This window comes from Roseovarius sp. JB2-10, from assembly GCF_055693585.1.
On the sequence record NZ_CM146337.1, the window covers coordinates 2,270,763 to 2,293,800 of the forward strand.

At 57.0% G+C, this 23,038-nt stretch carries 18 protein-coding genes; 11 read left to right on the top strand and 7 right to left on the bottom strand.

Translation table 11 applies throughout. The features are described 5' to 3' along the window. The first annotated feature begins 17 nt into the window (after positions 1-17). From ACZ1HJ_RS11420 to ACZ1HJ_RS11430, 3 genes are all read left to right on the top strand, one after another. A complete protein-coding gene (locus ACZ1HJ_RS11420) occupies positions 18-581 on the top strand; it encodes a TRAP transporter small permease (protein WP_472718788.1) in 564 nt (187 codons plus the stop codon). Positions 582-872: 291 nt separating this feature from the next. After that, positions 873-2,168 carry a sulfite oxidase gene (locus ACZ1HJ_RS11425; RefSeq protein WP_472718789.1) on the top strand — a complete coding sequence of 432 codons (1,296 nt, stop codon included), beginning with the start codon at positions 873-875 and terminating at the stop codon, positions 2,166-2,168. A gap of 52 nt (positions 2,169-2,220) precedes the next feature. After that, positions 2,221-2,547 (top strand): aldehyde dehydrogenase, encoded by a 327-nt coding sequence (locus ACZ1HJ_RS11430; protein WP_472718790.1) that lies wholly within the window; start codon positions 2,221-2,223, stop codon positions 2,545-2,547. 8 nt (positions 2,548-2,555) lie between these two features. On the opposite strand, the gene ACZ1HJ_RS11435 is transcribed toward ACZ1HJ_RS11430, so the two are convergent. Together ACZ1HJ_RS11435 and ACZ1HJ_RS11440 are read right to left on the bottom strand one after the other, a co-directional pair. Continuing rightward, positions 2,556-3,269, bottom strand: coding sequence for an anti-sigma factor family protein (locus tag ACZ1HJ_RS11435; protein WP_472718791.1), 714 nt, complete (start codon positions 3,267-3,269; stop codon positions 2,556-2,558). Further along, positions 3,266-3,766 carry an RNA polymerase sigma factor gene (locus tag ACZ1HJ_RS11440; RefSeq protein WP_472718792.1) on the bottom strand — a complete coding sequence of 167 codons (501 nt, stop codon included), beginning with the start codon at positions 3,764-3,766 and terminating at the stop codon, positions 3,266-3,268. Before ACZ1HJ_RS11440 ends, ACZ1HJ_RS11435 begins: the two co-directional genes overlap by 4 nt. Positions 3,767-4,036: 270 nt before the next feature. On the opposite strand from ACZ1HJ_RS11440, the gene ACZ1HJ_RS11445 reads away from it, so the two are divergent. From ACZ1HJ_RS11445 to ACZ1HJ_RS11455, 3 genes are all read left to right on the top strand, one after another. Next, positions 4,037-9,385, top strand: a complete 5,349-nt coding sequence (locus ACZ1HJ_RS11445) for an SIR2 family protein (RefSeq protein ID WP_472718793.1) — start codon at positions 4,037-4,039, stop codon at positions 9,383-9,385. Positions 9,386-9,501: 116 nt separating this feature from the next. After that, entirely contained in the window at positions 9,502-10,650 is a 1,149-nt protein-coding gene (locus ACZ1HJ_RS11450; RefSeq protein WP_472718794.1) for an alkaline phosphatase family protein, read from the top strand. Further along, a complete protein-coding gene (locus ACZ1HJ_RS11455) occupies positions 10,647-11,633 on the top strand; it encodes a hypothetical protein (protein ID WP_472718795.1) in 987 nt (328 codons plus the stop codon). Before ACZ1HJ_RS11450 ends, ACZ1HJ_RS11455 begins: the two co-directional genes overlap by 4 nt. Positions 11,634-11,648: 15 nt before the next feature. Here the strand turns inward: ACZ1HJ_RS11455 and ACZ1HJ_RS11460 are convergent, their stop codons facing one another. Genes ACZ1HJ_RS11460 through metC form a run of 3 tightly spaced genes read right to left on the bottom strand, consistent with a single transcriptional unit; the run spans position 11,649 to position 14,381 of the window. Continuing rightward, entirely contained in the window at positions 11,649-12,533 is an 885-nt protein-coding gene (locus tag ACZ1HJ_RS11460; protein ID WP_472718796.1) for an MBL fold metallo-hydrolase, read from the bottom strand. A 21-nt stretch (positions 12,534-12,554) separates the two neighbouring features. Further along, positions 12,555-13,193 carry a VOC family protein gene (locus ACZ1HJ_RS11465; protein WP_472718797.1) on the bottom strand — a complete coding sequence of 213 codons (639 nt, stop codon included), beginning with the start codon at positions 13,191-13,193 and terminating at the stop codon, positions 12,555-12,557. A 9-nt stretch (positions 13,194-13,202) separates the two neighbouring features. Then, entirely contained in the window at positions 13,203-14,381 is a 1,179-nt protein-coding gene (gene metC / locus ACZ1HJ_RS11470; protein WP_472718798.1) for a cystathionine beta-lyase, read from the bottom strand. 258 nt (positions 14,382-14,639) lie between these two features. Between metC and ACZ1HJ_RS11475 the strand changes: the two genes are divergently transcribed. Further along, positions 14,640-15,368 carry an IclR family transcriptional regulator gene (locus ACZ1HJ_RS11475; protein ID WP_472718799.1) on the top strand — a complete coding sequence of 243 codons (729 nt, stop codon included), beginning with the start codon at positions 14,640-14,642 and terminating at the stop codon, positions 15,366-15,368. Positions 15,369-15,380: 12 nt separating this feature from the next. On the opposite strand, the gene ACZ1HJ_RS11480 is transcribed toward ACZ1HJ_RS11475, so the two are convergent. After that, on the bottom strand, positions 15,381-15,776 hold the full coding sequence (locus tag ACZ1HJ_RS11480) for a rhodanese-like domain-containing protein (protein WP_472718800.1): 396 nt from the start codon (positions 15,774-15,776) through the stop codon (positions 15,381-15,383). A 124-nt stretch (positions 15,777-15,900) separates the two neighbouring features. On the opposite strand from ACZ1HJ_RS11480, the gene ACZ1HJ_RS11485 reads away from it, so the two are divergent. Genes ACZ1HJ_RS11485 through ACZ1HJ_RS11500 form a run of 4 tightly spaced genes read left to right on the top strand, consistent with a single transcriptional unit; the run spans position 15,901 to position 21,653 of the window. Beyond that, positions 15,901-17,175: an NAD(P)/FAD-dependent oxidoreductase gene (locus ACZ1HJ_RS11485; protein WP_472718801.1), complete on the top strand. Its 1,275-nt coding sequence runs from the start codon at positions 15,901-15,903 to the stop codon at positions 17,173-17,175. A 2-nt stretch (positions 17,176-17,177) separates the two neighbouring features. Next, positions 17,178-19,256 (top strand): hydantoinase/oxoprolinase family protein, encoded by a 2,079-nt coding sequence (locus tag ACZ1HJ_RS11490; protein WP_472718802.1) that lies wholly within the window; start codon positions 17,178-17,180, stop codon positions 19,254-19,256. Next, positions 19,253-20,899, top strand: coding sequence for a hydantoinase B/oxoprolinase family protein (locus ACZ1HJ_RS11495; RefSeq protein ID WP_472718803.1), 1,647 nt, complete (start codon positions 19,253-19,255; stop codon positions 20,897-20,899). The genes ACZ1HJ_RS11490 and ACZ1HJ_RS11495 overlap by 4 nt, the downstream gene beginning before the upstream one ends. A 10-nt stretch (positions 20,900-20,909) precedes the next feature. Continuing rightward, positions 20,910-21,653, top strand: a complete 744-nt coding sequence (locus tag ACZ1HJ_RS11500; RefSeq protein ID WP_472718804.1) for an SDR family NAD(P)-dependent oxidoreductase — start codon at positions 20,910-20,912, stop codon at positions 21,651-21,653. Between the two features lie 72 nt (positions 21,654-21,725). Here ACZ1HJ_RS11500 and ACZ1HJ_RS11505 read toward each other — a convergent pair whose 3' ends face one another. Next, complete coding sequence (locus ACZ1HJ_RS11505; protein WP_472718805.1) at positions 21,726-23,030, bottom strand: NAD(P)/FAD-dependent oxidoreductase; 1,305 nt, start codon at positions 23,028-23,030, stop codon at positions 21,726-21,728. Between the last annotated feature and the right edge of the window lie 8 nt (positions 23,031-23,038).

The following is a 23,038-nucleotide window of genomic DNA, read 5'->3' on the forward strand; positions in this document are numbered from 1 at the left end:
GATCGAGAGGGAATGACATGATTGCAGCGATCAAGTTTATCGACAAGGCGGTCAAGAAAACCCTGACCGCCTTCTGCGCTGTCCTGCTTTTGATGATGGTCTCTTTCACGGTCTATTCTGTCGTCATGCGATACGTGTTCAAGAACCCGCCGATCTGGGGGGATCTTCTGACGGTTCTGAGCAACATCTGGCTGGTGTTTTTCGCACTCGCGCTGACGGTGCGCGACAAAGACCACATTGCCCTCGATCTGATCTACAACTGGCTGCCCCGCAAAGCCGCCTTCTTTGTCCAGCAATTCTGGACGGCGGTCATTTTCTGTCTTGGATTGGTGATGATCATCTGGGGGATTGAGGCGGTGGCGACCATGGGCGGAAAATATTGGGAGATGTGGTACTTCGCATGGGAGGATGGCCGGTTTGTCTTCAAGCCGAATTACATGCCAAAAAAATACGCCATCGCCATCGTGCCTATTTCGGGCTTTCTGGTTTGCGTGGCCGCGGTTGCATCGATTATCGAAGATTGTCTGAAACTGAAAGCGGGCACGTACAAGCAGTCCAAGGACATCGACCACGTAGAATAAGGTAGTTGTTCGACATTGCCGCTCGTACAAGATGCTTCTCTTTCCCGAAGCACATTTCAGGCCGTGCGTATCGGTTGGCTGACCACAGTCGCCTTTTGCGGATGCGTGAACAGCGGTAAGTCACTCAAAGCCCACTGATCAGGATTTTGCAAAAGTGGCATTAATTTTTGCCCGCACCACCAAAGCCAGAAGTATTCTTTTCCACCGAGGGAATAAACCGGGGGCTTGGCACGTCAATGTCGAAACACTGCGCGGCCTTTGAACGTCGCGATCTTGCCAAGGGAGGACAAAATGGCATTCGACAACGACAAGAAACGGGACATCCACAGCTTTTTCGCCGCGGACCCGGAACAGGCGGACAAAGCGTTTTTTGGGCGTGTCGCCAACCCGGACCGACGCGGATTTCTGAAGCGCACCGGGCTGGCAACCATGGCGGCAATGGTCGGAACATCCATTCCATTTCATCGCAATATGCCCATCGGGTTTGTCCCGGCGGCCATGGCGCAGGAGGATGTTCTGGTCGGCAAGGATGGCCTCACGCTTTTGAATGACCGGCCCGTCAACGCCGAAACACCGCCGGAATTGCTGGACGATGCCATTACGCCAACGTCCCGGCATTTCATCCGCAACAACGGCATTCCGCCTGAAGAAACGGACGCCTCGACATGGACCCTGACCGTTGACGGATTTGTTGACACGCCCCTGACGCTCACGATTGTCGATCTGCGCGAACAGTTCGAGGTTGTCACCATGGCGCTGACGCTTGAATGCGGCGGCAACGGGCGCGGGTTCTTCAACCCACCTGCCAAGGGCAATCAATGGACCTATGGCGCGGTCGCCTGTTCGGAATGGACCGGTGTTCGGTTGAAGGACGTGTTGGAGAAGGCGGGCGTTCAATCCAATGTGGTCTACACCGCGCATTACGGCGCCGATGGGCATTTGTCCGGTGATCCCGAAAAACTGCCGATCTCGCGCGGTGTGCCAATTGCCAAGGCCATGACCGATAACGTCCTGATTGCGTTTGAAATGAACGGCGCTGAGCTGCACCCCATGAACGGGGCGCCGCTGCGTCTGGTGGTTCCCGGGTGGCCCGCGTCAACGGCACAGAAATGGCTGAAACGCATTGAACTGCGTGACATCGTTCATGACGGGCCCAAAATGACAGGAACAGCTTACCGCGTGCCCAATCGCCCTGTCTCTGCGGGCGAGGAGGTTGCGAAGGAGGATTTTGTGATCATCGAGCGGATGCCCGTGAAATCGCTGGTCACCTTCCCGGCAAATGGTGCGGATGTCGGCATGGAGACACAAGTGCGCGGCCACGCCTGGTCGGGCGACAGAACCGTCGAGACGCTCGAAGTTTCAATCGATTTCGGCGCGTCCTGGCAACCGGCGGAACTCGATGCACCGGTCAATGAGGGGGCCTGGCAAAACTGGCGTGCCACCGTGGCCTTCCCGCAAGCGGGCTATTACGAAGTATGGGCGCGGGCCACCGATAGCGCGGGGGCGATGCAGCCCTTTGCAATTGATTGGAATCCCAAGGGATATCTCAACAACACGATGCATCGCGTCGGGTTGCGTGTGAGTTAAACAGTGCGCGGCGGAGCGTCTGAAAACGCTCCGCCCCTCAAAGGAGATATCTATGAAACGCTTTTTGTCTGGGACAGTGTTCGCACTGGTTGCCACTTTTGCAGCAACATCCGTACCAGCTTCTGACGCCTCAGAATTCGGCGTGCTGAAGGTCGCGCCCGGCGCTGAAGAAACCTATTATGCCTGCACGGCATGCCATTCGGAGATGATTGTCGCTCAGCAAGGCCTGAGCCGCGAACACTGGGACGACCTGTTGGAGTGGATGGTCGAAGAGCAGGGCATGTCCGAGCTGGACGAACCCGACCGGACGATGATCCTGGACTATCTGGCGGCGCATTACGGCGAAGACCGACCTAACTTTCCGAAACCTCTGGAGTAGCGCACGGATTACGCGCAGCGGGCCGAATTTTGAACTGCCCCTTGCAGCGCAACAACCGTGTTTTGGTGCAGCTGCTGGCGGGTTGCTTGCAGCAGATATGCAGACACGGCCTTGAATTTACTCTGATCCATACCCGACGCCACGGTTTGAAACCACATGTCCTCCAGGTGCCATTCGGCTGATTGCAGGTCTGCCGGGATATCCGGCGCCTCACCACGGCCCCGCAAAACGGTCAGTCTGCATCCGTTTTTGCCGACATAATGCGCCGACGCTGTGGGGCCTTCCAGGTTTGTTACAACCAGTGTCAGGTTCGCCTCTTGCAACGCCGGAAATCCATCAACTTCGGTGCCTGCCACGCGATGCGTGTCCGATAATTTGTCGAGTTCGAAGTTTTGCGAGAGGTAGATCCGGTGGATGTGTTGCCCGGGGTTTTGTGCAGGTGCAAATGCCATGACAGCCGCAAACAAAACCGCCGCCGCCACGGCACCACCGGACGCCCACATCCATGGGCGGCGCGACAGGTTGGCAGCAGGCGGGGCGGCGTCAATTTCCGGCCGCATGGAGGCCAGAGACGACGACACCTGTTTGACCGAAGCCAAGGCATCGGCCAGTGCCGGTTCGGCCTTCAGCCGTTCAGACAGATTGGCCGCTTCGTCCTCGGACAGCTCGCCATCCGCCCAGGCGTTCACCAAATCCCAGTCTTGATCAGATAAAACTGTCATTCTTTCTTTTCTTTGCGGTCTGAACCAGACCCCTCCACTACACTCAGCAACAGTCGTCGTGCGCGACTGACCCTGCTCATAACAGTCCCGTTTGGGACATCCAACACCTGAGCGACCTCTGCATATTTCAGGCCCATCACATCCACGAGAAACAGCACTTCCCGGGGTTCCGGAGGGAGCTTTTCGAAGGCCAGACGGATGAGCACATCGCGGGCGTGATCGCCATGTTGACCAGCCTCGCGAGACAGACGTCCCAGCCCCGCGGTATATTCCCGCCGAACGCGTCTTTTTCTAAGCTCGTCATAGTGGAGGTTTCGCATGACGCGAAACATCCAAGGACGAAGCGCGTCGAGAGTATCCGGTTTTGTGGGCGCGCGAATGGTCCGTTCGATGGCGTCCTGAACCAGATCTTCGGCCTCATCAACGCTGTCGGCAATTGACCGCGAATAAGCCCTGAGCTCCGGCAGCAGACGTTCAATGAGAGGCATGCGTGTCATTCACAGACACTGCCCGAAATCCGATGGAGCGTCAAAGCCGGGTAGCGCAAAGGCCCGCGTTCTTGAGCGGGTTTTACCCCTTGGTACGTGATGTGCAAGCCGGACATCGGGTCATAATACGACCGTAGATTTAGCTTGAAGAATGAGGCGCAAGCTATGCATGGTTGAAAAAAGACAATTTAAGTTTGGTCAAATTGGAATATGTGGACGTACAAACAACCCTACGGGGCGGAAGAACTCACCAAAGAATATATTGATGAAAGAGGGCGCGTGGCCTTGTCGCGCGCACTCAGTATCGGACGTGTGGTCGGCTTTGTCGCATCCGGTGCCACGGTCAGTTATGGTCAACCCGATTGGAAATCCCTGATCGAACACGCCGTCGATTTGGCAGAGACCTTGTCTGACGACGGGCCCGTCCGAATGACCGGCGCAGCAACATCCGCTCTGACCCGCTTGCAACGCCTCAAAAACGAAAAGCGTCTAGACGAAAAAGCCATTCACACATTGGGCTTGGCTGAACGCGTGGCCGCGGAATTGGGTCGTGGTGAAGAGTTTCGAAATCAGATTGGGCTCTATTTCTCAAAAGTCCGCCAATCGGAAAACGAGAAACCCGCAGGCGGTTTCGAACGCAAATCAGAACCGTTGCGGCAATTGATAGCAAAGATGCGGGTCAACAGGTTGCTGACCCTGAACTATGATTGTGAGATCGAGGCAGAGTTTCGTCGGCTCTATCGCACATCCGGTACGTCTCGCCGTTCCATCATGCCCAGAACACCGACGACAAAAATCGTGAAGACCGATGACAGCGGGAACGTGGTGCCTGACCCGACTGCGCTGAGCAAAAACAATCAATCGCCACCGATGTCTGCATTTGATGTGCTCTGTTCGCAAGACTTTGACCGGGCCCGGGATGTCCCACAACGGGTCGAATATACCGATGGCACAACGCGCTCAGTGCTCAGCGTTTCGATGAGTTCGGAAAACATTGGCGAGCTGGTGAACTTTGCGCTGCAACCGCGCCAGTATGTGGGGCAGGTGTTTCACTTGCATGGCCGGTTCGACAAACCTGCGGACATGGTTTTGACCGACGCGGATTACAGGCGCACCTACCTCAAATCCGAAGAGCAGTCCAACACCTTCCAGGAAGCATTCGCGGCATTGATGTCCGGCAACGACGTGTTGTTTGTGGGTGTTGGGATGACCGAACAGGACCTGCTGCGCCCCCTTCGCCAATTCATCAGTCAGGACAAATCGCCGGATTTTGCCAAGCGGCACATTTTTGCGATGCGAGAGGCGACCGTAACGCTGGATAAGGATTGGCTGCACCAGAAAAGCGACGGTACGTCGTTGGAAGATCTGGAGGAAGAATTCATAAGCGATCACCTGAACATCTGGTCGCCAAGTGACGGCGAGTACGGCGGGAGCGCTCGCGCGGATTATTCGACAGATGAAACCACAGCGGTCGAATACCGGACCGAATATGGCGTCTACAGCCTTTTTCACGGGGACCAGACGTTGCGCACACTGCGTATGGCCATTCAATTGTTGCAGGCGATCGACACCAAAGTAGGCGCCGAAGGTGCGTTGGAACGCAAGTATGACCCGCAAAGATACCGGGCGGCGGTTTCGGCCTTGCGCAAGGCCGTTGCTGAGCTCAACCCGGCACCAACAGATCACGAAGCAGGTGTCACGAAGGATTTGCTGAACCAGGTTGAGCTTGACACAATCGTAGATTTGCTTGCGCAGGTTGACACACAATTGAAGGCATCCGCCAAAAATAACGACTTTGCGTCCGTTTCCCTAGAACCCTTAACAGTGGACAGTAAGATCCTGCGGGCCATGGATTCAGAGCTGAGAAGCCGCGCATTGGATGTGGCGCTCAAAGAGCACTGCAGCATAAAGGACAAATGGTGGGACGAATGGCGGACCTCGCCGAAAAACAGAAACCCGGAATTCCGCTCTGCGTATCTCGAGAATGACAAAAGTAAGACGACCCCTTCGGTCGCACGGCATCGGCCGGTCTATCAGGCAATCCCACAAAACAAACCCTTGTCGTTCGATGTCATTGATGCGTTGAAAACGCGGGCATTAGAGGCGCAATGCGAGATCGACGAATTTGGCAAAACGCCTCCGGTGCCAACCGGCAAGGTCAATGCGCGAGACGAAGGCGACCTGACCCTGTGCGGCGGGCATCTGGCGGGTTTGGATACAAACCAACTGTCCTATTTTGAGGGCGCAAATGCAGGCTTGCAGCGAAATTTCAAACGCGTCCCACCCCGGCGTATTGTGCGGGGGGTCATGTCACGAGGCCATGGCAAAGGCTCGTTGCTGCACATCCTTCAGCAAAAGATGCCGCAACAGGAATGTCTCTATGTCGACAGTCTGTTTGATATGCCGCAGGCGGCGTTGCATGACGGTCGGTTCTTTGGAACATTTTGTCTTCATCTGAGTTTCTCTATGGAGTTTGCCTCCGTCATCTCCGCGCTGAAGATTTTTGTCGAAAAGGCCATTCTGGGTGTCTTCACGGAGCATGCGGAAAGTGTCTTGAAGGGCTTGGAACGCCTGCAGGCAGATGGGGTTGATGGCACCTTCCTGCAGATGTTGCGCCGTGAGCAGGGCGAGACAGGTGCGCGCTCTCTAAAAGCGCTTTTGAAAAGTCTTGTTCCGGCCGATGTTGACGACGCCAAAATTGAGCATGCAAGGACATCCATCAGCAAGATTCTCTACGACAAGCACTGGTCCAAATATCAATACACAACCGGTGCCGGGCGTATGCACCGATTGGAAGAATTACGGACGCGTCTGTCTGCTTTCACGGATATGGTGGATCTGCTGGGGGATAAAAACCTGCGCATTTGTTTCGTGGTATCGGGCGTTGACAAACTGTGCGATGGGCAAGGCGTTGCCTTCAATCCGATGTTTAGGGCGCTTTTCCGGTTATTGACAGGATGCGGTGCAAAATATCCGTCGGAAAGTGACATCACCACGCCGATGGACGTGATCCTGATCAGCGGGGCCAAGGATACACCCACCCGATATTTGAGCGATGAACTATCCCGTAATCAGATCGAAGTTGATCTGGAGCGCAACCCGGGGGCACAAGACGGCGATCACTATGCTTCTTATGCGCAATACCGTTGCCTCGCGGGGGATCGGTTCCTTCGGGTGTGGGATCCTCTTCCGGCAATCCGACTGGGCGAGCGCTACTGGTTGCAATCGCCGCAATCGATTGCGCTCCGCACTGAGTTTTTAAAGGCGCTCGATGCGCAGGTTACCCCAGACAAAAACCCGCCCCGCGAAATAGCGCGCCTGTGTTCCAACAGTGTGGCGTTGCATTCCTGGGTCACCGGCGCGTTGGAAAATTTACCATCTATCGCCCATATCAACGATCCTGAGGATATTCCCGCGTCTACGGGTATGAAGGATTTCCTGCAAACCATGAACGCGGCCGCGGCCCGCGGTGACATTGCGTATCTGCTGCATGAAATCCTCGAAGTTCACAAACCTGTACTCCGCGCCTGGGGCGCGCGCCTTGCGCGGAAAATCGACAAGACAGATTTAAAGAAAATCCGAAGCTGGCCCCCAATTAAGCTGCTCAAGTCGGAGACGTTGGAAGAGGCATCGCCGGAAGATGCAAATCGAATAGTGGATTTAACCTATCTTGTGCTGTCGCATCTGTCGCTGTTTCCAATGCCTGTCGAACCGCGCATTCTTTACGGCTGCGATGAAATCCACGATATGCTGTGCCGGATTTGCAAACCCTCAAGCGCTGTGCGTCACAAAAATGCGCGAGATGTGGTCAAAAAACTTAACGGTGAAGGATCATGGGCCGCATCGATGCGCGAAGCACGGTTGCGTGTGCTCAACCAATTGCTCGCGTATCTGCATGAAGCGAACCTGATCATTGCGGTGCAGGGGAAATTGCAACAGGCGGATGCCAAGGCCCGGCACGAATTGAATGTTGGCCAAGCAGAACGAACGCAAGAAGACATTCACACGCGGTACACTGTTCAGCATCAACTCCGTGATTTCTCCGCGCGGCTGATGGACCTATCGCTGCCGGACCAAGGCGAGCAAAATTTCTTTCAGGTTACGGTTTATTGCGATCAGCCGCGTGATCTGCCGGCGCCCCGCGAAGATCATTACACGCTGGTGCGCAAAATCATGGACCGTCAGATCATTCAGGCCCGCAATACGATCTGGTGTCTGATGCAGCTCAGTCCCGGTGTTTTCGAGAAGGAAAAGCTCAATGAGGTTGAACGAACACTTTTGAAAAAAGGTTTGCGGCGTCGATTGATAAACCTGGCGCACGAAACTGAAAAATTTGACGAGTTTTTCCCATCCCTTCACGCGGTCCCCCAGAGAATTCGGGCGCTCTATGGCTTGCTGAGAAGCGGGTTTTCCATTGGCACAGTTTCGCGCCTCAATGCGCTGGACGATCAGGAGTTTGACCAGCCTTATGAGCGGTTCCGCGGGTGGCTTCGTGGGATCACCAATGCGGCGGTGGGGTGGGACTATGTGCTGGATCAGTGTTTTGTGAAGCCCGATGATGGCGCAGCTCTGAATAGAGATGCTCTAGAAGAAGAAAAAACAAAGCCCACCTTCAAAAAAGCATCCGAAATCACCGGACTTGCGCCGCAAACACCGTCTCTGAAAACGGAAAACGGGTTCAATGGGTTTGCCCGGCCGCTTTACCGCGATGAGATTGGTTGGCTTTTGAACGAGCGCGGTGTGGTGTCACTGGTGCAGGGCAAAGTTTTTGACGCCATTCCCCTTTTCCAACGCGCTTTGGATGAAATGCACCATGACGACGTCAATGGCGCCTATGATCCCTCGCTTCATGCGGCGGTTAGGCGCGTGCGTTTGAACATGAGTGCTGCGTTGATCGATCGGGGTCATCTGGACCGGGCACGCAATGTCTTGAGCGATTTGTACTTACCCGAGGATTTTTCGAGCCATTCGGGAAGTCAGGTCAGCTGGCTTGCCAATGGGTATTTGGGCCTCGTGCAACATCTCTCTGGTGATCAGGGACTGGCGGCCCAAAGCTACGAAGAGGTGATCAGCCGCGCGCAGGACCGAGAGATGATGCGTGTTGTGGCGATTTTCAGCAAACACATGGCAGATTTGTTGCGCCGGAAATCAGATTTCAACGGCGCGCGCGATGCGATTGACCGTGCGATAAATGCCTCGCTGAACTGCGCGCAGCGGGACATCTTGCACCTTGCCAAAGTTTCGCAGGCGCATATCGAAATTTCTGACCCTGCCGGCAACAAGGAACTGGTGGGTGTTGCACTGTCCGAAGCCGTGCAGTTCGCGCAATCCATGGGTATCCCCCGTTTGGAATCTGAGGCGTTGTGCCTGCAAGCGGCGATCATGTTGAAGCAAGGGGAACGCATGCTGGCCGGGTCCTTTGCCGCCGAAGCCGCAGCCATTGCCAACAGAAACGGTCTGCGGCTCAACAAATTGCAGGCGCTTCGCCACTACGGCGCGGCGTTGCGGCAACGCGGTCAGATCAATCTTGCGGTGCAAATTCTGACGGAAACACGTCGCGAGGCCGAGCGCCGGGGGTATCAGAGCCTGGCGAAGGGATTGACCAACGAGCTTCGGCAAATCCGGTAAGGGCAGACCATCATTTCCCATATTTTGTTGGCGGCCAACCACAGGATTGCACCAAAGCGTCAAAAATGTTAATATCTTTTACATTGGGCGTGGGGAAGCATCGGCAAGGTTCAAAAATGGACAGACGCACATTTAACTTGGGGTTGGGCACAAGTATCGCGGCTGTAGCGGCCCCCAAAACGGTTGCAGCCCGCGATTTCAAAGGCCCCAATGTCATTCTCGTTCGCTTTGGTGGCGGGGTCAGGCGCGCTGAGACCATTGGCGAAGCGACGACCTTTGCCCCCTATCTTCGACATGTGTTGGCAAAACGCGGCGTTTTCATCCCGGACATGCAGATCGCGCAATTGGACGGTGTGAACACGAGTCACGCTGAAGGAACACTGAACCTCCTGACTGGCCGATATCTGGCATACCGCGATGCCGGTTCCAAATTTCTGCAGGATCGTCTGGAACCGACAGAACCAACATTGTTCGAATATTTGCGGGAAGTATTTGATATCCCGTCACATCAGGCGCTTTTGATCAATGGTGAGGACCGACCCCAGGAGGAGTTTTTCACCTACGGCGTCGCTGAACATTTTGGCATCGCGTACCGGTCAGAAATGCTGAGCCTGCACCGGTTCAAATTGTACAAATTTGCCCAAATCCTGGCAGATGGCGCAGCGGATGAGGAAACGCTTGAAAATGCGCGCCTTCGATATGCCGAACTATTGGCCGCCGACCCGCGGGCCATCACCCCGGACCAATCGCCTGAAGTCACGCGATTTTGGCAGGGCTGGCGGGCACACTACGGCGATGACGGGTTCCGCAACCCCCGCGGGGATCGTTTGCTGACGGCCCTGGCAACACGGGCTTTGCATGAACTGAAACCCCGGCTGATGATGGTCAATTATCAGGATCCGGACTACGTGCACTGGGGCAACCCGAGCCATTATACACGCGCGATCCAGGTCATTGACGAAGGCTTGCAACGGTTGGTCGAGACCGTCGAAGCAGATCCGTTTTATCGCGACAACACCGTGTTTGTCATTTCCCCTGATTGCGGTCGGGATGACAATCCGTTGATGGGCGTGCCCTACCAGCACCATTTCAACTCCCGCACCGCACATGAGACATGGGCCGTGATTTTTGGCGCGGGTGTTGAACAAGGCAGGGTGCTGGACAAACCGGTCGATCAATCCGCCATCGCCCCCACCATAGCAGCCCTTATGGGCTTTCAGGCGTCGCGATCCGAAGGTGACGTCTTGTCAGATATTTTCACATGAATTCAGTGGCGGCCCGCCCACTTTTGGCCCGCAGACCGCTTCGGTTTCTGGCACTGCTGCGTGATCTTGCGGTCGGCATGGTGCTCTGTATCGCGCCGCTCACGGCGGTTCTGGCCCTCGGCTGGCAAACCCGCCGGATGAATGCCACAATCCGCAGGCGATGGGGAACTGCCGCGGCGCGGGCCGGTTGGGTATTGGGCCCACCACATCAGAGCTGGATCATCCGATTGACCGGGGGGCTTGCCGGGAATATCCGCAGTGGCCTGATATCGTGCCTTGGTCTCGCGTTACTCAGCGCACCTTTTACAGTTTTATGGCTTGGCGCATGGTGGGCAGGGTGGGAAAATTCCTTCAACAAAGGCTATGAACAAGCATCAATCGGCCCCGCCGTCTGGTTTCTAGGTGCTGTTCTGGCATTGCCATTGCTGGTGCATATGCCGTTTGGATTGGCACATGCCGCACATGAAAACCGGCTCAGCGCCTTCTTTGAATTCCGGCGTATCCGCAGTGTTGTTGCCGCCGCCGGATGGCGCAGTGTCTGGCTGGCCCTGTTGTCGGTCGTTCTCAGCGTTCCGTTCATGGGGTTGCGTGCAATCCCGGTTTTCATCGAAGAATTTATACCCGGTTTTGCCGACATGACATCGGACCAGCAGATTCAGGTGTCCCAATCGCTTGACCTCTTTGGTGCCGCGCTTGCTTTTGTGTTTCTCTGGTTCCTTCGACACCGAGCTGCCGTGATTTATGCGCTGGCGGCTCCACGTGCTGCGGTCGGGCGCTTTGCCCCATTTTGGGCGGAACATGCCGCGCAAACCGTGGCACCCACGGGCGCTGTGCCTTCCCGTTTAAGCGCTACAATCTGGCTGATATGCGCCATGCTGGTGTGGACCGCGCTTCCGGTCATGATCGTTGTGGGCCAGTTCATGAACTACGACCCCTGGCTTTGGCTCACGCACCCTGTGTTCCTACTGCCGTGGGCGGGGTAGTGCGCCGCGCAGATCTCAGAGTTTGTTGATCGGCAGTTTCAGAACCATGTTGCCGCGTTCATCTTGCGGAACTTCCCCGCCCCGCATGTTCACCTGCAGGGACGGGATGATCAGTTTGGGCATGGCAAGCTGTGCATCACGTTCGGTGCGAAACTTGATGAATTCGTCCCGTGTCTTGCCCCGGCCCACATGGATGTTGGCCTCACGCTGTTCGGCAATTGTTGTCTCCCATGAAATCGCGCGGCCGCCGGGGCCATAGTCATGACAGATGAACAACCTCAGCTGATCCGGCAGGCTCAGAACGCGCTGAATGGAGTCGTACAATTCGCCCGCATCGCCGCCCGGAAAATCCGCCCGGGCAGAGCCGCCATCGGGCATGAACAACGTGTCCCCCGCAAAAGCCGCGTTGCCCATGACATGCACCATGCAGGCAGGTGTATGGCCCGGCGTATGCATGGCAAAACACCGCATTTTGCCAACCATGTATTCATCGCAATCCTTGAACAACGCATCAAACTGCGTGCCGTCACGCTGGAATTCCGTGCCTTCATTGAAGATTTTGCCGAATGTATCCTGAACCTTGAGGATATGTTCCCCAATCCCGATCTTGCCGCCCAGCTCCTGCTGGATATAAGGCGCCCCCGAGAGGTGATCCGCGTGAACATGCGTTTCGATGATCCATTCCAGATCCAGCTTTTGCGCTCGAATGAAATCGATGATGCGATCCGCGCCATCATAGGTCAGACGACCAGCGGCCTGATCAAATTCCATCACCGCATCAATGACCGCACATGCAGTGCTGTCCGGGTCGCGCACCACGTAGCTGATCGTGTTGGACTGGTCGTCGAAAAAGCCAGTCACGTCCGGATTGCAGGTTAGCTCAACAGGGGGTGTCATCATGATCGTGTTCCTGTGCAGGCGTCAGTCTAGCGTTACTGTACCATTTGGCGTGGAAAAATCGAAACTCAATGCACGATCATCCCCTTGTGTAATTGTGACCAGATGATCCGCGGTCACAGCGCGCAGCAAGTTTTGCATCTGATCAGGGTCAGGATGCTGCAAATTGATGCCCGTCAAACGGACGCCAAGGTCCTGTTGGCCTGTGCTGGGATGCGGGCCGGGTGACCATTCGATAAATGCGGGCATCAGACCACGTTCCGGCAAATGTCCGTCCGCCGGAACCGTGAGGCGCCACGAGCGATCCCCGCGCGTAAAGTTCACGACTTCCCCAAGATCGATCGGGCTCGCAGCAACGACGCCATCCAGATCGTCCGTGTTCACCACCCAGCACAGCGCGCGGGGGCGCTCAGCGATCCGCTTTTGCGTCACCGGATCATCCATTGTGAACCATCTGGTCCGACCGGGATCAGAGGCATCGGGATCAATTGCCAACAGCTCAAAGAAGCTCTCGTTACCGGTCTGCATGACGCAGTTATGCGTGCTCATGGCAGCATGTTTCCCACCCATCGGGATCTCGACGCCGAGCGCCTCTTTCATGGCGGCCCTCCCATCGGAAAGGGATGAGGTGGCAACGGCGAAATGGTCAATCTTGTTGTGCACAGATGTCTCCTAAGCGGTGTTGAGATGCCCAAGAGCGGCCGTGATATCCGCCTTGAGGCTGTTGGGGTTTTCAAAACCAATGCTGAACCGGACAAGCTGGCCCGGTTCGTCCCAATGGGTGGCGGTTCTCACGGGTTTAACCGGCAGTACAAGGCTTTCAAACCCACCCCAGCTAACGCCAATGCCAAAGTGCTGCAGCGCATCGACGAACTGGTGTATTTGACTGTCGTAGCAGGGGTGAAACACCACGCTAAAGAGGCCGGACGCACCGCTATAATCTCGTTTCCAATGGGTATGGCCCGGACATCCGGGCAGGGCAGGGTGCAGAACTGTTTTGACCTGCGGAAGCGTGTCGAACCAATGCGCCATGTCCAGTCCGGCTTTCTCCACGTGTTCCATACGCATTTTCAACGTACGCAATCCACGCAGCGCCAGAAACACTTCCTGACCGCCGGTCTTGTCACCGATGCCCATCACGACCTTGCGGATGCGTGCCACATGCGGACCCCGCGCCGCGATGACGCCAATCATGCCGTCCGAATGGCCGCACAGGTATTTTGAACCGGAATAGACAACAAAATCGACGCCCAGATTGAGCGGTTGCACCAGCAGCGGTGACGCCCAGGTGTTATCGATGATGCTGGTGACACCGCGCGCTCGGGCCGCGGCGGCAATGGCGGGGATATCAGGAACTTCAAATGTGCCAGAGCCGGGGGATTCGAACATAAGAGCGGCCGTGTTTTCCCGGATCAAATCCGCGACAGCGCCACCGAGCATGGAATCGAAATACTCCACCTCGACACCCTGCTGCGTCAGCAATCCGTCACAAAAGGCGCGGGTATTCCCATAGACGTTGTCTGCCACAAGAACATGGCTTCCGGGTGTGGTGCAGGCCATCAACGGCATGGTGATCGCGGCAACGCCGGATGAGGTGAGCGTTACGCCATCAGCGCCTTCCATTTCAGCGAGCATGCGTTCCAACTGGTAGACGGCCGCATTGCCGTACCGGCCGTAATAAAGCGTGCCGCTTTCGTACCGGTCGTCGCGCGCGGCCTCAAATGCGGCCATCGTGTCAAACACCATGGTCGAGCCCAATTCGAGGGGCATGTTGACATGACGTCCCTCCGCACGTGGGGGACGACCGGCCTGTACCAGATGATCGTCAGGCGAAAACGAATGTCCCGTCACTATATGTCCTTTTCGTGAGTTCGTTCAGAGGATGACACCTCCGATGCATGTGTCAATATTTGGAAACGATGCGCCATCCCGCAAAACTCAACCAAGCTGACCGTCAGCGCGACGTATTCTCGCGCAATCGGGACACAAATCTCCCAGAAACAGCAGGCCGCCCGGTATCGGGCCGTTGTCTGGCCAACGAAACGGAGTTCCTTTAAACCAAAGGCATGAAAGCCGAAGACAAACCTGCCCCAAAGGTCGATCTCGACCTTGTCCAAGGGATTGGCCATTCTGGAGCATCTGGCAAAGGCGCAGACCGCCAAAGGTGTCACGGAGCTTTCCAGGGAATTGGGCCTGACCAAGTCCAACACGTTTCGTCTTCTTCAAACCCTCACAACGCTTGGCTATGTGAAGCATGGTGAGGACAAGACCTACGCGGCAACACTCAAAACCTGGCAAATCGGGCGGGCGTCGGTGGAAACCTTGAACCTGCGCGGGCTGGCGGCACCCGAGATGAATATTCTGGCGCAGGAGACCGGTGAGACGATCTATCTGGCCGTGCTCGAAAACCTGTCAGTCATTTACATCGACAAGATCGAAAGCCAGAAACCCATACGGTCGTGGAACCCGGTTGGCGGCAGCGCGCCATTGCATTGTGTGGGCACAGGTAAATCCATTCTGGCGGCAAATTACGAAATGCTGCGCGACAAGATTGCCGGGCACCTGCAGGAATATACGGACCACACACTGACGTCGTTGGAGGCGCTGGATGCCGATATCGCGCTGACGCGCAAGCGTGGCTACGCCTATGACCGCGGAGAATTCCGCGAACAGGTTGTCAGTTTTGGCAGTGCCATCGTGCTGCCGGATGGTGAGGCGATCGGATCATTGGGCGTATCACTCCCCAAGATCCACCTTGAGGATATCGGGGAGGAAAAAATCGGACATGCGGTTCAGTCAGCAGCGCAGAGCGTTTCTAGAAAACTGGCGCGGCTCTGACCGGAACAACCTTTAATCAGGCCGCTCAACCGGGCCGCCCTGTTTTTCCCAGGTTGAGAACCCGTCCTTGAGATGAGCTGCTTCGAACCCCATCTCGTTCAAGGTTTTGACGGTCAACGCTGAGCGCCAGCCTGACGCGCAATGAAACACGTATTTTTTCCCGTCCTGGTCAAACACGTCCTTGAAATAGGGGCTGTCTGGATCAACCCAGAATTCGATCATACCTCTGGGGGCGTGAAAGCTTCCAGGAATGTATCCGCCACGTTGTCGTTCACGAATGTCTCTTATGTCGACGACAACGACGTCAGGATTGTCTAGCATCGCGATCAGGTCTTTTGTGTCGATCTCTTCGATTCCGGACCGTGCATCCGCCACCATCTCGGCTGCAGACTTGTTGAGCTTTTTCATACGGTTATCCAAGTTGTGCTGATATGTGGAACAAACATGTCATATATTGACACTGTATTTGGTTTGGAGCAACATTTGTCGCGAGTTTTCTACCACGATTTGAACGCCGAAAGCACCCGGATTAATGGCAACAAAAACACCGATTTCGCTTTGGGATGCCTCGGCAGTGGAAGAGCCGTATGAGGCCGAGTTCGAGGGCGATGCGGTCGCGGATGTCGCAATTGTAGGCGGTGGTTTCACGGGTTTGTCGACGGCGCTGCATTGTGCGCAAAAGGGCCTGAATGCGCATGTTCTGGAGGCCAAGCAGATCGGTTTTGGCGGCTCCGGCCGAAACGTCGGGCTGGTAAACGCCGCCCTGTGGCTGCCGCCGCGCAAAGTGCGAGAGGTGTTGGGTGAAGAGATCGGACCGCGTTTCGTGCGGATATTTGGCGACGCGCCAGAATACGTCTTTTCTCTGATCGAAAAACACCAGATTCGCTGTGAGGTCACCAAGACCGGGACCTTGCATGCTGCCCATGCACCAAGCGGCTTTCGCAACCTGCAGGACCGCTATGACGAGTGGCAACGCCTGGGCGCGCCGGTGGATTTGTTGAACAGGGAAGAGGCGGCAGAAAAAATTGGGTCTGATGCATTCTATGGCGCTTTGTTGGACCACCGCGCAGGGACGATAAATCCAATGGGCTATTGCCGTGGATTGGCACGTGCCGCGCGCGCAGCGGGCGCCACGATCAGCACCGGTGTCCGCGTGACCCGTTTGACGCGGAACAACGATCGTTGGCGGGTTGAAACCGATAAAGGCGTGGTCGATGCCAAATACGTTGTCCTGGGAACAAACGCATACACCGATGACCTCTGGCCGTCGTTGAAGCGCAATTTCACCATGATCCATTACTTCCAAATGGCGACGCAGCCGCTTGGGGCCGACATCGAAAAGGTTTTGCCCGAACGACAAGGCCTTTGGGATACGGGTCAGGTCATGTTCTCACTGCGGCGGGATGCGTTTGACCGCTTGCTGATCGGCTCCATGGGCAAGGTTATCGGAAAGGCGGATGCCGGGCTGTCGCACCGATGGGCCCGCAAACGGCTGAAACACATGTTCCCGTCGCTTGGGGAGGTCGCATTCGAGGAGGCGTGGCATGGGCAAATTGCAATGACGCCGGACCATTTACCACGCATCTATAATCTGGCCGAAGGTCTCTATACGCCCATCGGCTATAATGGACGCGGCATCACGACCGGGACGGTGTTCGGCCGGGCCATGGCGGATTTGTTGACGGGCATGGCGCCAAACGAATTGCCACTTCCGATAACGGAACCAAAGCCGATCATGTCTGCGCCGCTTCTGTCGCGGTGCTATCAGGCCGCGTTCACATGTAAACAATTCATGAAAAGCCTCTGACCATGACCCTTCCTTCGATCCGTGTTGGCGTGGATATTGGCGGTACCTTTACGGATGTCGTCCTCAGCCACCCCGGCGGTTTATCGACCAGCAAAGTGCTCACAAATTACAGCCAACCGGAACAGGCGATTCTGGACGGGATCGCAATGGCCGCCGATGATGCGGGTGTCCCCTTGCAAGACATCGGGCAGGTGATCCACGGCACGACTCTTGTGACAAATGCATTGATCGAACGGCGCGGAGCCAAGACCGCTTTCGTGACCACAGAAGGATTTCGAGACGTCATTGAAATGCGGTCGGAAAACCGGTTTGAACAATACGATCTGAACCTCGAATTGCCAAAGCCGCTGGTGCCGCGCGCGCATCGGTTTACTGCGCATGAACGTGTTGCGGCCAATGGCGATGTCCTCCTGCCGCTCGAAGCAAACGATATCGACAGGCTGGTTCAGACCGTTCTGGCGGGCGCATTCGACGCCGTCGCCATCGGGTTTATGCATGCCTATGCCAACGACACGCATGAAAAGATGATGGCGGACGCATTGCGCAAAGCGGCGCCTGATCTGTCGATCTCGATCTCATCAGTGATCTCGCCCCAGATGCGCGAATTGCCACGGTTCAACACCGTGATAGCCAACGCCTATGTGCAGCCGAAGGTGGCGGATTACCTGGGCAGGATGGTTTCCCGTTTGCGCGATACCGGGATCACCGCGCCGGTTTTCATGCTGCATTCCGGGGGCGGGCTGATTTCGGTCGAGACCGCGTCGGAGCAGCCGGTGCGATTGCTGGAATCCGGTCCAGCGGGTGGGGCAATCTTTGCCGCAGATGTCGCGCGCTCCCACGGGTTGGACAAGGTACTGTCCTTTGACATGGGGGGCACCACGGCCAAAATCTGCCTGATCGAAGATGGCGCGCCGAAAACGGCAAACACATTCGAAGTGGCGCGCACGTACCGGTTCAAAAAAGGCTCGGGCATGACCGTCTCAACGCCAGTGGTGGAGATGGTCGAAATCGGTGCCGGGGGCGGGTCTATCGCATCGATTGACAGCATGGGGCGCATCCAGGTGGGGCCGCGGTCCGCAGGATCCGAACCCGGCCCGGCATGTTACCAACGCGGCGGCACCGAACCCACGGTTACGGATGCCAACCTGTTGCTGGGCCGGTTGGATCCGGATAATTTCGCTGGCGGTGAAATCCCCCTATCCCTTGCGAATTCGCGCGAGGCCGCACAGCAGAACCTGCCGGATATGTCCGTGCAGGATGCGGGGTTCGGCATCACCGAAATGGTGGATGAAAACATGGCCAATGCCGCGCGCGTGCACACGGTCGAAAATGGCCGGGATATCGAGCATTTCACCATGATCGCTTTTGGCGGTGGCGCGCCGCTTCATGCATGCCGGCTGTGCGAAAAACTCAACATAAAGGCACTCTTGGTGCCGCCGGGAGCCGGGGTTGGATCGGCCATCGGGTTTCTCAAAGCGCCGTTCAGCTACGCGGCCAGTCGCGGGCTGTTCCAGCGCCTCGCAGCGTTTGATCCAGGCGCGGTCAACGACGCCCTGCGCGACCTCGAAATTGAGGCGCGGGCGTTTGTCGATGCCGGTGCAAAAGGGGCACCAACCACCACGCGGCTGACCGCCTTCATGCGTTACGCGGGGCAGGGATGGGAAATCCCGGTTCTCCTGCCGTACCGGGATTTTGCCGCAGCCGACCAGACCGAGATCCAGACCGCCTTTGAAGCGGTCTACCGCACGCTCTTTGGCCGCACCATCGAAGGTCTGGCCGTAGAGATCACCAACTGGTCTTTGGTTGTTGCAACCGTTTTGCCGGAGGCGCGCCCTGTGACACCAAGCGCGGGATCAACACCTGTGCCTGCAATTGGCAAGCGGGATTTTTACGACGCTGCACTGCGCCACAGCGTCTCAGCCCCGGAGATCGACCGGCATGCCATGACCGCGGGCGCAATCATCGACGGGCCCGCCGTCATCATAGAACGCGAAACATCGACAATCGTGACATCCGGGTTCCGCGCCATCGGTCAATCCGACGGAAACCTGTTGTTGCTGCGCAAGGGAGAGGTCGCATGACCCCTACCGCAATCGACTACCAGATCATGTGGAACCGCCTCATTGCCGTGGTTGAAGAGCAGGCCACAACCCTGATCCGCACGGCGTTTTCCACGTCGGTGCGTGAGGCGGGTGATCTGTCAGCCGGGCTTTTTGATCAACAGGGCCGGATGATGGCCCAAGCGGTGACGGGCACGCCTGGTCATGTCAACGCCATGGCCGAGAGTGTCACCCATTTTGCCCGGGAAATCGGTGCGCAAAACACGTTCGAAGGGGATGTGTTTATCACCAATGATCCTTGGTTGGGGACGGGTCATTTGCATGACATCACCGTTGTGACGCCGGTGTTCCGCAAGACCAACCATATCGGTTACTTCGCCTGCACCGCCCATGTTGTTGACATCGGCGGGCGTGGTTTTGGACCCGATGGCAATGAGGTTTTTGAAGAGGGACTGTTGATCCCCATCACCAAATTTGCCGAGCGCGGACAGGTCTCGGACCTTTTGGTGAAAATGATCCGCGCCAATGTGCGCACACCGGATCAGACCGTGGGGGATATGTATTCACTAGCCGCGTGTAATGAGGCCGGAGAGCGTCGACTGCACGCCATGCTGGATGAGTTTTCCATCGATGACCTGCATGGCCTGTCGGATTTCATCATCGAAAGCTCACGCAAAGCCACGCATGCGGCCATCGCTACCGTGCCTTCGGGGACCTATCGCCATACGATGCAGGTCGATGGGTACGATGCGCCGGTTCATATGGAAGTGTCCCTCAGCGTTGACGGCGATAGCCTGACGGCGGATTTCACGGGCACATCTGGCATGAGCCGTTTCGGTGTCAATGTGCCCGAAGTCTACACCCGCGCCTATGCTTGCTACGGCCTGAAATGCGCCATCGCCCCCGATGTTCCCAACAACACCGGCTCGCTTGAACCCTTTGTGATCACCGCGCCCGAAGGATGCATTCTGGCGGCCAAACGACCGGCGCCTGTGTCAGTCCGGCACGTGTTGGGGCATCTGGTGCCTGATGTTGTGCTGGGCGCTTTGCATCAGGCCATGCCGGGTGTTGTGCCTGCTGAGGGGGCCAGCGCACTCTGGAATATCCAGATTTCAGCCCGTCCACTTGACCCCGATAGTGACCTGCCAAGCCGGGAGATATTGATGTTCAATTCCGGCGGAACCGGCGCGCGCCCCGGTGTGGATGGCCTCTCCGCCACGGCGTTTCCATCCGGCGTATCAACAATGAGCGTCGAGGCAACCGAACAGGTTGGTCCAATCACCGTTTGGCGCAAAGACCTGCGCGAAGGGTCTGGTGGGGCAGGAGCATTGCGCGGTGGTCTGGGGCAGGTCATCGAGATTGAGGCGCGAGAGGGTTATGAGTTTTGGTTCAACGCTATGTTTGACCGGGTCGAGAACCCGGCACGCGGTCGCGAGGGCGGCGCGCACGGTGCTGCGGGTGTGGTGGCGTTGACTGATGGCACAAGGCTCAACAGCAAGGGTCGGCAACACGTTGGGAACGGATCGCGCCTGCGATTAAGCCTGCCGGGCGGTGGGGGCTATGGTGATCCCAAGGCGCGTGACCCCGAAAAAGTCCGGCAAGATCTGGAAGACGGCTTCATCACGAAACGACAGGCCAAGGAAATTTATGGCTTTGAGAGCTGAGGAATTGAACATGTCAGACAAACCGATTGCATTGGTAACCGGCGGGGCGCAGGGCATCGGTCTCGCCTGCGGTGAAGCGCTGGCGGAAGACGGGTTTTTCGTCGTGCTGGCCGACATTAAGGAAACCGTGCATGGGGCCGCAAAAGGGATCGGCGGCGCAGGCCTGATCTGCGACATGGGTCATGTCGATGATATTGCCGCAATGTTCGACACGATTGAGGCAGATTACGGACCGGTGACTGCGCTGGTCAACAATGCGGGTATCGCAAAGCCCGGTGATTTTCTGAGCTACGAAGTTGATGCGTTCCAGAAGGTGGTTGACGTCAATCTGCGCGGGGTTTTTCTGGCCACGCAGCGTGCGGCCAAAACGATGGTTGAAAAAGGTATCGAAGGCGCGATTGTCAACATGTCTTCGATCAACGCCCAGGTCGCGATCCCGGCCATTCCGATTTACTGCGCGACCAAAGGCGGTGTCATGCAGTTGACCAAGGCGGCAGCCCTGGCGCTGGCGTCCCATAACATCCGCGTCAATGCCATCGGGCCGGGTTCGATCGATACCGAAATGATGGCAGGTGTGAACGCCAACCCCGAGGCATTTCGTGTGGCGATGTCGCGCACCCCTCTTGGTCGCTCGGGAACCGCGCGTGAAATCGGTGATGTGGCGGCCTTCCTGTGTTCAAAAAAATCGAGCTACATCACCGGTGAGACGATCTATGTCGATGGTGGTCGTCTGGGCCTCAACTACACGTGTTGACCGGTTGAACCCATGCCGCGTCACACGTGCAAACAGGCAATCCTTCCCCGCGGGCCTCTGGGGCGTTGCGTTTCATAACCCAAGCTTGTCGAGCATGCGAAGGCGCAGGATTTCCGCCTCGACCATGGTTTGGCGTGCAAAGGACAGGGGCAATGGTTTGATGGCGGTCACCGGAAAATCAAGATCATCCGCATGGGCCCCCATGGCCCATTTCGACAGCACGCGGCCCATTGCCGTGGCGATCGCAACACCGCGGCCATTGTAACCCAACCCGGCCTTAAGCCCGGGTGAGATTTCGTGCAAATGCGCATAGTGATCACGTGTCAGGGCCACAAACCCGCCCCAGGCATATTCCCAATCCACATCCGCCAATTGCGGGAAAAACTCGCGACTGACCCGTTTGAGCCGTTCGAACTGGCGGCGCGTTGACGTGTCATTGTAGGTGCCGCGTCCTCCCATCAGAAACCGGCCCTGCGCATCCAGCCTGAAATAGAGCAGCAACCGGCGAGCATCTGACAGTGCATGAAGTCCCGGCAAAATAGACGCGCGGATGTTGTCGGATAAGGGCGCCGTCGCGACCTGAACCGACCGCACTGGCAGGACGGATTTCGAAAGGGGTTTCTGAAGATCCCCGGAATAGGCGTTGGTACAGATCAATACCTGCGGCGCAGTGACCGTCCCGTCCGTGGCATGCAGGACATATCCTTTGGCGTTGCGTTCAATGGATGTCACCGGCGACTGCCCGTGCAGGATGGCGCCCAAACGCGCCGCAGCCTCTGCCAGACCAAGCGCATAGTTCAAGGGCTGAAGGTTGCCGCCACGGTAGTCCATCAACCCACCCAGATAAGCATCAGTGCCCGTCAGCCGGATCATGTCGCCCCGGTCCAACGCATCGACAGGCGCACCCAGGTCCGTCCATTCCGCCGCAAGGCCATGCAGTTTCGCGAGCGTCTTTGGGGTATGCGCGGCGCGTATCCAGCCCGGGCGCAGGGCATTGCAATCGATCTGATACTTTTCGATCAACTCGAACACCAGATCACCCGCGCGCCCGGACATGTCGATCATCCGTTGCCCTTGTGCATCGCCGAATTTTTGCCGGATGACACTGGGGGCATCGTAGAGACCGACATTGATCTGGCCGCCATTTCGACCTGACGCGCCCCAGCCGGGTTGTTCGGCTTCGAGCAGCACGGTTTTCACCCCCGCCTCGGCCAGATGAAGCGCCGCAGACAGGCCCGTGAAACCGCCGCCAATAACGGCCACATCCGCGGTTTGTGCCCCTGCCAAAGGCGCGTAGTCCGGCACGCGATTGGCGGTCGCGGTCCAAAGGGAATTGGCAATGACAGGACGTTCGTTTGGGATCATGGGTGTCGCCATTTCGCTTG